Origin of the sequence: Streptomyces sp. NRRL S-646, assembly GCF_000720765.1 — a bacterium.
Lineage (GTDB): Bacteria > Actinomycetota > Actinomycetes > Streptomycetales > Streptomycetaceae > Streptomyces.
This window is the reverse complement of the sequence record NZ_JODC01000003.1, coordinates 821,192-831,588: the sequence shown is the minus strand read 5'-3', so window position 1 is coordinate 831,588 and position 10,397 is coordinate 821,192. Positions and strand designations below refer to the sequence as shown.

At 70.4% G+C, this 10,397-nt stretch carries 10 protein-coding genes; 4 read left to right on the top strand and 6 right to left on the bottom strand.

The window, feature by feature from the left end; translation table 11 throughout:
• The first annotated feature begins 810 nt into the window (after positions 1-810).
• Both IH68_RS0108250 and IH68_RS0108245 read left to right on the top strand, forming a co-directional pair.
• Positions 811-1,098: a trypco2 family protein gene (locus tag IH68_RS0108250; protein ID WP_030930654.1), complete on the top strand. Its 288-nt coding sequence runs from the start codon at positions 811-813 to the stop codon at positions 1,096-1,098.
• A gap of 22 nt (positions 1,099-1,120) precedes the next feature.
• Complete coding sequence (locus tag IH68_RS0108245; RefSeq protein ID WP_051833269.1) at positions 1,121-4,189, top strand: tetratricopeptide repeat protein; 3,069 nt, start codon at positions 1,121-1,123, stop codon at positions 4,187-4,189.
• 336 nt (positions 4,190-4,525) lie between these two features.
• Here IH68_RS0108245 and IH68_RS0108240 read toward each other — a convergent pair whose 3' ends face one another.
• The 4 genes from IH68_RS0108240 to IH68_RS56305 form a co-directional block, all read right to left on the bottom strand.
• The gene (locus tag IH68_RS0108240) at positions 4,526-5,368 is read right to left on the bottom strand and encodes a serine hydrolase domain-containing protein (RefSeq protein ID WP_107057415.1); all 843 of its coding nucleotides are present in this window, start codon (positions 5,366-5,368) and stop codon (positions 4,526-4,528) included.
• Positions 5,365-5,787, bottom strand: a complete 423-nt coding sequence (locus tag IH68_RS0108235; protein WP_030930645.1) for a thiol-disulfide oxidoreductase DCC family protein — start codon at positions 5,785-5,787, stop codon at positions 5,365-5,367. The genes IH68_RS0108240 and IH68_RS0108235 overlap by 4 nt, the downstream gene beginning before the upstream one ends.
• A 69-nt stretch (positions 5,788-5,856) precedes the next feature.
• Positions 5,857-6,393 (bottom strand): hypothetical protein, encoded by a 537-nt coding sequence (locus tag IH68_RS0108230; protein ID WP_030930643.1) that lies wholly within the window; start codon positions 6,391-6,393, stop codon positions 5,857-5,859.
• A 166-nt stretch (positions 6,394-6,559) separates the two neighbouring features.
• Entirely contained in the window at positions 6,560-6,715 is a 156-nt protein-coding gene (locus tag IH68_RS56305) for a hypothetical protein (protein WP_159403655.1), read from the bottom strand.
• 38 nt (positions 6,716-6,753) lie between these two features.
• On the opposite strand from IH68_RS56305, the gene IH68_RS59105 reads away from it, so the two are divergent.
• On the top strand, positions 6,754-6,876 hold the full coding sequence (locus IH68_RS59105; RefSeq protein ID WP_267883718.1) for a hypothetical protein: 123 nt from the start codon (positions 6,754-6,756) through the stop codon (positions 6,874-6,876).
• 91 nt (positions 6,877-6,967) lie between these two features.
• Here IH68_RS59105 and IH68_RS0108215 read toward each other — a convergent pair whose 3' ends face one another.
• The gene (locus IH68_RS0108215; RefSeq protein WP_030930640.1) at positions 6,968-9,355 is read right to left on the bottom strand and encodes an MFS transporter; all 2,388 of its coding nucleotides are present in this window, start codon (positions 9,353-9,355) and stop codon (positions 6,968-6,970) included.
• A gap of 230 nt (positions 9,356-9,585) precedes the next feature.
• On the opposite strand from IH68_RS0108215, the gene IH68_RS0108210 reads away from it, so the two are divergent.
• Positions 9,586-9,798: a hypothetical protein gene (locus IH68_RS0108210; RefSeq protein WP_030930637.1), complete on the top strand. Its 213-nt coding sequence runs from the start codon at positions 9,586-9,588 to the stop codon at positions 9,796-9,798.
• Between the two features lie 195 nt (positions 9,799-9,993).
• Here the strand turns inward: IH68_RS0108210 and IH68_RS0108205 are convergent, their stop codons facing one another.
• Positions 9,994-10,395, bottom strand: a complete 402-nt coding sequence (locus IH68_RS0108205) for a nuclear transport factor 2 family protein (protein WP_037884610.1) — start codon at positions 10,393-10,395, stop codon at positions 9,994-9,996.
• Between the last annotated feature and the right edge of the window lie 2 nt (positions 10,396-10,397).

Here is a 10,397-nt window from a genome sequence, read left to right as displayed (position 1 = left end):
CCCACCACCCTGCGCGTATCTCACTCCCCAGGAGCTACCGGAGCCAGCAGGCCGCTGTCAGGCGAACCGTCCCGACATCACTCAATCAAGTTCCGTAGCAAGGGCCTCTGCGGAAAGACCTAGTCAAGCTGTTACCGCGGACCGCTCGACAACGGGCACTACCGCTTTGCGTCTACCCGCCAAGCCCATGGGCCCCAGCTGCTTCGTGGCGGCCAGGATGCAGCCAGTCGGTACGACGACCGTGGCCTACCCGGTGGCGACCCTGGAGGTAGGCCGGTGCCATCCAACACGGCGGGGCGAGGGCCAGAGTTCGCTCCGCGCCCGCGGAGGTCACCCGTAGCGTGCGTTCGGATTTCGTGATCCGTAACGTGCGCGCAGAGCAGCCAGTAGATACGGCATCCCGCATCCCTGCACAGTTCCCCAGGCGTCCCCCGGCAACGGGAAGGATCGAGGAAACCGCAGGCCAAAGGGGATGCGTGGAGCCCGCAGTAAGTCTGCCGACTGGGCTTCCTTGAGAAGCTCCTGGACGCCCGTGTGCCCCGGGTGACCCGTGAGCATCGAGTTGTTGATCTTGCGCGGGGTGGGTGGGCGAGGGACGTCTGCCCGTCTGCCACGAGATCCTCTTGAAAGCCGTCAGGTCACGAACGCCTGCCTGTATACATGGAGTTCGGTTCTCAACAGGTTTGGTTAGAAATGCGGGACCAACCGCCGTGCAACGACTGGCTGTGCCAACCTCGCAGGCAGTCCGCTGGTTGGCACGCGCGGGCGGCCCGGGGGAGCACCGTCGTGGGTGCGGAGGAGGCAACGGGGATGGAGATTGAACTGGCGGATGCCGTCGCGGCGTTGCGTGATGAGCTGCTGGAGGCGGCCGCGCGCGGTGTCGGGCAGGACGTGGAGTTCAAGGTCGGTGCGGTGGAGCTGGAGTTCGCCGTGGAGTTGCGCAAGAGCGCCGAGGCCAAGGCGGGCTTTAAGGCATGGGTGGTGAGCGCGGAGGCACGGGGCGCCGTAGAGCAGGGGCGGACGCACCGGGTCACGATCTCGCTGCAGCCGCGGCAACGTGGCGGGGGCGACTGGACGGTCGGCCGGGCTCGGGGCTGAGCCAGCTGGCGGGGGATGCGGCATGGATGAGCGTCGGGTGGTGTGTGTGGCCGGGCCCGCTGTGGGATCTGGCTATGTGATCGGCCCGCGGTTGGTGCTGGCCTCCGCGCATTGCACCCCCGGCGTGGGCGGCTACGTCGCTGTGCAGTTGCCGAGGCACGAGCCGCCGGGTGAGTACCAGGCGAAGGTCGTCTGGCGCGGGACCCCGGAGAAGGCCGATGACGCGGCGCTGCTCTACATCACGGACGAGGCCTGGGTCCCCGTCAGCGGCGTGCCACTTCGCTGGGGTCGGCTAGTCACCGACCCCCCGGGGGTTGCCTGCGAGAGCTGGGGATATCCGCAGGTGGTGCAGCGCCAGGGCAGCCCAGAGTTGTCCTGGCATCCGTTCGGGAGGGTAACGGCCGCCCCGCGCGCGGGCGGCGAGCGCTACGTGATGCAGGTCGGGGGCCAGTCCCCAGAGCAGCTGGAGGATGACGCCTCGCCCTGGGGCGGGATTTCCGGGGCCGCGCTGTTTTGCGGCGACGTGCTGGCGGGTGTCCTGGCCGTCGCGCCCAGGGGCTGGCGTCATGGCCAGCTGGAAGCGGTGCCGGTGCATGTACTGCTGGCCGATCCTGAGTTCCGTCACGCCCTGCGGGAGGGCGGGTACGGCGCCGTGCCGCGGTTGGAGCCGGTGGAGTGGCAGCACCTGGCCGAGTCGGCCTATTCCGGGCCTGCGAAGTCGCCGGCAGCGCTGCTGCGCGCCGACCGGCAGGTGGTGAGCTTCCACGGCCGTCAGGCGCTGCTGCAGGAGCTGGACGACTGGTGTGCCCAGGTCGGCTTCGACGCCCGATTGATCACGGGGCCGGCCGGGCAGGGCAAGACCCGTCTGGCGCATGAACTGGCGGCACGGCTGGAGGCCGCCGGGTGGACGACGCTGTGGCTGCGAGCCACCGCCACCGACGGCGACATCGCGGCCCTCAAAGATGCCTCGGTTCCGTTGTTGCTGGTGGTGGACTATGCCGAGACCCGTACCGAGCAGCTGACGCACGTATGGGAGGCCGCCGCGCGGCACGACGGGGGTGCGGCGTTCAAGGTGCTGCTGCTGGCGCGCACCGCCGGCGACTGGTGGGAGGATCTGCAGGCCAAGGGGTTGGCGCAGGAGTTGCTGGGCGCGGCGGTCACCACCCCGCTCTCCCCGCTCCAGCCCGATCCCAAGGAGTGGGCGGAGTCCTACCGCCAGGCGGTGGCCGCCTTCGCCGAACACCTGCCGCGGGTCGCCGGCCAAGAGCGGTCCGACTGGCGGGCGATGGCTTCCCGGTTGTCCACCCCCGCCGCCCGTCCGGGGCTGGACCACGCCCTGACCATGCAGATGCTTGCACTCGCCGATCTCCTCGACGCCGCCGATCCCGCCACCGCCAGCCAGTCCGCCGCCACGCTGGCCCCCTCGGTGGAGGATCGCCTGCTGGCGCACGAGGGCAGCTACTGGCAGCGCGGCGCCAACGCCCCGGGCCTGCCACGGCTGGAGACCCTCAAGGACGCGCTAGCCGCGGTCTTCCTGGCCGGAGCCGACGATCGTGAGCAGGCCGATGCGCTGCTGGGCCGCGTCATCGGCGCTGCCGACCCGGACCGGATCAGCGCTACCCGGGCCTGGATCGCTGGCCTCTATCCCGGGAGTGGTGAGCTACCGTTGGGCAGCCTTCAGCCGGATCGCCTGGCCGAACAGCACGTCGGACGGCGCCTGCAAAAGGACCCCGGCCTGGCCACGACGATCCTGCCGGGCGCCACCGATGCCCAGCTCGCCCAACTGGTGGCTGTCTACGCCCGTACCACTAGCCATCGCCCCTTCCATCCACTCGGCGAGGCACTCACCACGTTGTGCGCATCCAACCCGGATGTCCTGGCGACTGCGGCTGTACATGCCGTCCCCCAGACCGAGAATCCGCAGCCGCTGCTGGCCGCCTTGCTCACCATCGCGGAGTCCCCGGAAACTTCCTCCGAACTCGTTGAGTACCTGTGTGACACCCTGCCCGAGACCAGTCACCGCCTCGCTGAGCTGTCAGCCCAGCTCACCAGCCGACTCGTCGAGCATCACCGCGCCCAAGCAGCAACCGATCCCGGACATCTCCCCGACCTCGCTATGAACAACCTGGCCAACAGGCTCGGGGACCTCGGCCGGCACGAGGACGCCTTGGTGGCCATCGAAGAGGCCGTCGGTATCCGCCGCGCTCTGGCCCAGGGCCGCCCGGACGCCTTCCTCCCCGACCTCGCCGGGAGCCTGAACAACCTCTCCGTCCAGCTCGGAGACCTCGGCCGGCACGAGGACGCCTTGGTGGCCATCGAAGAGGCTGTCGGTATCCGCCGCACTCTGGCCCTGAACAACCTGGCCAACAGGCTCGGGGACCTCGGCCGGCACGAGGACGCCTTGGTGGCCATCGAAGAGGCCGTCGGTATCCGCCGCGCTCTGGCCCAGGCCCGCCCGGACGCCTTCCTCCCCGACCTCGCCGGGAGCCTGAACAACCTCTCCGTCCAGCTCGGAGACCACGGCTGGCACGAGGACGCCTTGGTGGCCATGGAAGAGGCCGTCGGTATCCGCCGCACTCTGGCCCAGGCCCGCCCGGACGCCTTCCTCCCCGACCTCGCCGGGAGCCTGAACAACCTCGCCATCCAGCTCGCGAGCCTCGGCCGGCGCGAGGACGCCTTGGTGGCCATGGAAGAGGCCGTCGGTATCCGCCGCACTCTGGCCCAGGCCCGCCCGGACGCCTCCCTCCCCGACCTCGCCGGGAGCCTGAACAACCTCGCCATCCAGCTCGCGAGCCTCGGCCGGCACGAGGACGCCTTGGTGGCCATCGAAGAGGCCGTCGGTATCCGCCGCGCTCTGGCCCAGGGCCGCCCGGACGCCTCCCTCCCCGACCTCGCCAGGAGCCTGAACAACCTCGCCGTCGAGCTCGGAAACCTCGGCCGGCACCATGACGGCTTGGCCGCCATCGAAGAGGCCGTTGCTGCCTACCGCACCCTCGCCATGTCCCGACCCCAAGTGCACGGACCAGGGCTAGAGCAGTCCCTGCAGGTTATGGCGTGGCTGAAGTCCCGCTCTGGGGACAGCGGCGGCTGATTGCGAGATCCGTCCCCCAGGCCTCCCCCGTGAACGGAGGCACCGGGAATCGCTGCAGGTTACGCAGGTCGGAGCAGCCCCACTGTAAATCTGCCGGCTCAGCCTTCCCAGGTTCGAATCCTGGCGCCGCCACGCTGAGAAAGACCCCCTCCACCCTGCGGAAACGCAGAATGGAGGGGGTCTTTGCGTGCCTCGGGGTGATCTTTCGAGTGGAATCGGAATTGGGCGGCTTGTCTCATTTTCCGGCGCGTGGGTCCTGGGGCTGATCAGGGTGAGCGCTCCGGGGCTGAGGGAGGTTCCGGCGCGTTTCGAATTGCGCAACAGCCCCAGAGTCGCTCACGCCGGTTGGGACCGGGCGTCGACGAAGCGTCTGAATGTTTCCACGGCCAGGCGGTCCGTCGTGGCGCTCCGGCCGGACAGGCGGTGGACGAGGATCCAGCCCTGCGGTGCGGCGCCGGCGAAGACCGAGGCGCCGCCTGTTGCACCGTTGTGCCACAGCAGGCGTCCTGCTTTCTGCCAGGCTGGTGCAGGTTCGCCGAGTCTGCGGTCGACGAGCAGGGCGGTGACGAGGGCGGCGGTGGCTTCGGGCGTGGCCCACAGGCCGCCGGCGGGCAGGATCGCGCCGGTCATGGTCCAGGGCCGCTCCGGTTGTCCGAAGAGCCCGCGGCGGCACAGTCGTCTGCCGGGCGGCGGGTCGGCGGCGACTTCGGTGACGCCGAGGGGAGCGAGGACATGCCGGTGCAGGAGTTCCTCGTACGGGGTGTGGGTGGCCGCGACGAGGGCCGCGCCCAGTAGGGCGTATCCGAGGTTCGAGTATTCGTCGGTGGTACCCGCGGGAGCCGTGACCAGGGTGTCCAGTTGCCGTACGACCGTGTCCAGGGCTTGGGCGTCGAAGGCGGTGTAGGGGTCGCGGCCGCCGATTCCGGGGGGCAGCCGTGGCAGGCCCGAGGTGTGCTCGGCGAGGTGGCGCAGGGTGATGCCGGTGCCCTCGGGCGCGGGCAGGAACGACTCCAGCGGGTCGTCGAGGCTCAGCGCACCGCGGTCGGCCAAGGCGGTCAGGACGGTTGCGGTGAGCGTCTTGGTCAGGGACCCGATCTGCACGAACAGGTCCAGGCTGTGGCCATTGCGTACCTGGGGCGGCTCGAAGCTGCTGAGCACGCAGGTGGGAACTCGGATCATGTTGGGCTTCCGTCGTGCGTCAGGGGCAGTGCGCATGCCGCTGTGCCCGTAGGCATGCGGTGCCGGTGGGCGGCCACCAGGCGATAGACGAGTCGAGCGACCTGCCTGATGACGGGCGCGCGCAGGAGCTGTCCTGCGGCCCGGTAGCGGAAACGGGGTGACGACGCGAGGTAGGCCCCGAGTGCCTGCGCTCCGGAATCGGCCACGCCGGCCCCGCGGAAGACGAGGACCTCCCGGTCGAGGCGTCCCCGGTGCGGCCGGGTGATGTGGTCGGGCAGGGCACGCCACGGCATGGCCCGCATCCGTGGCCTGGCATGGCGTTGCAGCCAGGTGATGGTCGCCTGACAGAAACCGCAGTCGCCGTCGAAGGCGAGCGTGGGCGAGTCGGTGCCGTTGGCTGCCGAGAGGTCCGTGTGCATGGGCTTGTCCTCCTCCGCAGGGTTCGTGGGAAGGGCCGGGCAGGCATGGCCCGCCCCTGAAGGCCCCGGTCAGGCGCGTGCGAGCCAGAGTGCCAGCACGGCCTCCCGCTCGCGTGATCGGAGGATCTTGGTCGGCCGGGTCTGTTCCCACCACTCGGTCATGACGGCGGGCGTGGCGGTGCCCTGGGTGAAGTCACTGATCAACCGGCGTGAGAGAGCGACCTCTCGCGGGGAGTAGGCGACGGCGGCGCTGGAGTAGACCGGCGTCCGGTAGGTGCCGTCGGGCGCGATGACGGAGACGGTCATCTCGGTCGGGCTGCTCGGCACCCAGGCGTCCAGAGCGGCTGCGACGAAGCTCGCCGCGTGGGTCGCCCAGCGTTGCGGAGCGGAGCGGGTCGGGACTTCGGTGATCTCCAGGCCGGCGAGGTCGGACCATGCCCACTTCCGTGGCTGCGGACCGGTGACGCGGGGCCCCAATGTCGTGAGCACCATGTTGGGGGCCGGTTCCGGCGCTGGGGCTCCCACGTACAGGCCGTCCGACGAGACCCAGAACAGCCCCACCGTGGCACCGTCCTTGGCGGGGCGAAGGGGCGGTATTTCTTCCATGTGCTGTCGGTCTCCTTGGTCGACCCGGTGAAAACGAGAGCTTGCCTGGCGCCCGGCGCCGATGCGCCAGTTTCGGCCAAGGGCGCCGGGACGGCTGTGGACCCTTGGATCGGGACGGCTGTGGACCTTTGGATGCAGACACCTGAGCCCCTCTGTACGGACTCCGCTATGCGGACTCCTCAGTGAGCGCCCCTTCGCGGGCACGCTCGGTGCACTGCTGCGTCTTCCGGGCCCACCGGCTCAGCCGTACGGCCAGGTCGTGCGCCATGGAGACGGCCTTGCCGAGTTCCTTGTCGAGGAAGAGGAGGTCACAGGCGATCATCGTCAAGGCGAAGCCGGTCAGACCCCATGCACACCGCGATGGCGAGCTGGAAGCTGATCGACATCGCGGCGGCCCAGGAAACGCAGCGGCGGTACCAGCACGCCCAGCAGCTGCGCCGGCAGGCGCCGGGCGAGTGTGTCCGCGAGGCCTCTCTGGGCTGAGGAAACGCAGACCAGAGAGGGTCTCTTCATGTGCCGGCTTCGTCTCGTCACGCCGTGTCTCAGGCCGAAGCAGATGGCAGTTCAGGCGGAACTACTCCCCGCTGTGGGCAAGTTCGATGTCGTGGTCGTCCGTGCCGCCGCCCGGAACCGCCACCGTTGCCGCCTGCGGCGGATAGCCCGTCGCGATGATCGTGTACGCGCCGCTGTCCAGGTCGGAGAAGGCGTACGCGCCGTCGTGCCCGGTCCGTGTCGTGGCGACCACGTTGCCCGCGGCGTCCACCAGGGTCACCCGGGCGTCGCTCAGTGGGGCGCCCGCTCCGCGTACCGTGCCCCGGACGTGGGCGCCGGGCCGGAGCTCGATCTCGATACGTGTGGTGCCCGTGCCGCCGATCTCGACGGGCAGGGCCAGCGGGCGGTGCTTGGCGGAGTTGACGGCGAGCGTCACCGTCCCCGGCACCAGGTCGGTGACCGTGAACTCGCCCAGCACGTCGGTCCGTCCGGTGGCCAGCACCTCCCCGCGGACATCGGTCACGATCACCACGGCGTCGGCGACCGGCGCCCCGCTGTCGGCGGACCGCACCAGCCCGGCGAGGCCGCTCGTGCCGCTCAGCAGGACGTCGTACGAGACCGGCCCGTCGACGACGACGAGTGTTGAGGCCTGCGGCTGGAAGCCGTCGGCGGAGGCGATCAGGACGTACGAACCGGCGGCGGGCGCGTCGACACCGTACAAGCCGTCGCCCCCGGAGACCGACCGGCTCAGCTGCTTTCCGCCGAGCGAGATGAGCGTGACCGCGGCCCCCGCCACCGGGACTCGCTCCGCCCCCAGGACCTGACCGCGTACCGGGATGCCGCCGCCGACGGAGCCGTTCGCACCGTCGGGCCCGGCGTTCGCGACGGAAGCCGATGAGGCCGCAGACGCAGGCGAGGCCCCGCCGGAACGCGCGGCCGACAGACCTGGCGTACCCTCCCCGATCGAGTCCGCGGCCGCAGCTGCGACGGACCGGCCCGGCGCACCCTCCTCAGCCGGCCCGGGTGCCCCCTTCTGGCCCCCAGCCGCAGCCGCCCGATGCCGCGGAATGAAGGCCGCGACGGCGAAGGCGAGCAGCGCCGCGCCGCCGCCGATGGCCAGGACGGTCTTGAAGCCGTTCTCCGACGGAAGGGAGACCCCGTCGAGGTCCGTGGTCAGCTGCGACAGGATGACGCCGGCGACGGCGCTGGCGGTCGACGTACCGATGGACCGCATCAGGGTGTTGAGACTGTTGGCGGCGCCCGACTGGGACGGGGGCACCGCGCCCATGATCAGGGCGGGCATGGCGCCGTACGTGAAGCCGATACCGGAACCGATGACGCAGGACACCAGTACGAACTGCCAGACCTCGGACATCAGGAGGATCTGCAGGCCGTAGCCGGTCGCCACGATCAGTGAGCCCAGCATCAGGCTGGCCTTCGGGCCCTTGGCCTTGGAGAGGGCGGCCGAGACGGGGGCGATCGCCATCATCACCAGGCCGGACGGGGCCATGACCAGACCGGCGGTCAGCAGCGACTTGCCCAGACCGTAGCCGGTAGCCTCAGGCAACTGCAGGAGCTGCGGAAGCACCAGGGACATCGCGAACATGCCGAAGCCGAGGGCGATCGAGGCGAGGTTGGTGACCAGTACCTGCCGGCGGGCGGTGGTGCGCAGGTCGACCAGTGGCTGCTCGGCACGCAGCTCGTACCAGCCCCACAGCGGCAGGACCACCACGGCCGCCGCGAACAGGCCGAGCGTGGTGCCGCTGTCCCAGCCCCAGTCGCCGCCCTTGGAGATGCCGAGCAGCAGGCAGACCAGACCGGCCGCCATGCCGAGGCCGCCGAGGACATCGAAGCGGCCGCCCGTGCGGACCTTGGACTCGGGGACGACGAACAGCACCAGCGCAAGCGCCGCGACACCCATCCCTGCCGAGCTCCAGAACAGCACGTGCCAGTCGAAGTTGTCCGCGATGAGGGCGGCAGCAGGCAGGCCGAGTGCGGCACCGACGCCCAGAGAGGCACTCATCAGTGCGGTGGCCGAACCGAGCCGTTCGGCGGGCAGCTCGTCCCGCATGATGCTGATGCCGAGCGGGATCACCCCACCCGCCATGCCCTGCAGCACCCGCCCGACGATCATCGGCGCCAGGGAGTCGCTGAGCGCGGCGGTGACCGAGCCGGCGACCAGCAGGACCAGGCTGACCAGGAGCATGCGGCGCTTGCCGTACATGTCTCCGAGCCGGCCTGTCATCGGGACGGCCACGGCGGCGGCGAGCAGCGTGGCGGTGACGGCCCAGGCGGTGTCGGACGCCGGGGCGTTCAGGAGCTTCGGCAGTTCCGGGACGATCGGGATCACCAGGGTCTGCATCAGCGAGACCACGATCCCGCCGAAGGCCAGGACCGCGACGACGGCATTGGCCCGCGGCGCTGCGGACACCACCCCGTCGTCGGCGGGTCGGGGAAGGGCGTGGGACATGGGTCGGGCCTCCGTAGGCAAGGGGCATCGGGTGTGCGCGACACCCTCAAGCTAAGTCAGTTGATTGACTTAAGCAAGCGTGGTCGGATTTCGTGGGAACCCGGTGAAGGCCTCGGGATGGCAGGGGCGGCGAGGGCTCCATCGGTGACACGGCGGCGCGAGAGGGCCATGAGCAGACCGGGGCGTGCGCCCCGCGCACAACACGCCCCCGCCCGGGGCACACTGACCCCATGTCCACTCGCCGCAGACGCTGCCCCGAATGCCGTCGCGAGATCGCCGTCGTCGCCGGACGGTTCGCCCGTCACGACCCGCCCGGCGCGCGCGAGAACGGCGTACTCGTCTCCTGCCCCGGCTCCCGCAGCCAGGCACAACTCGGCGCGGCCCAGCCGTCGTTGGACGGATACGTCGTCCCGGAGATCCCCGGCCAACTGCCCCTGTTCTAAGGGGAGTTGCACGAGGGATCCAGACGGGGCTCAACCCGGAGGTCAAGCCAGTACTCAAGCCGGAGCTCAGGTTGGGACTCAAGCCGGAGCTCAAGCCGGAGCTCAAGCCGGAGCTCAAGTTGGGACTCAAGCCGGAGCCCCAGACAGACTTCCAGACGGAATTCCAGACGGAATTCGCGACGGCAGCCACAGCTCCTACGACCCCGGCGGCGCCCCCTGCGAGCCCTCCCATACGTCCATCCGCGTCACCAGCCCGTCCCCGCCGAACTGGTACACGTGCTCGACCGTCCCCTCCGCCCACCGGTCGCCCGACGCGTCCCGCATCCCGGGCCGAACGGTCGCCACCACCCGCTCGCCGTCCCCGTCGAGCCGCAGCCCCTCCAGCCGTACGAGGGGATGCCCGGCCGCGAACTGCCGTGCCCAGTAGGCGCGTACCTCCTCGCGGCCGTGCAGACGGACGCCGTCGAGGACGTTCGGCCAGTCGACGTCCGGGGCCAGGCACAGCGGTACGAAGGCGTCGCGCTCGTCGGTCGAGAAGACCTCGTACATGCGCCGCAGCAGGGCCTCCCGTGCGGCCGGAACCCTCTCGCCGGACACCC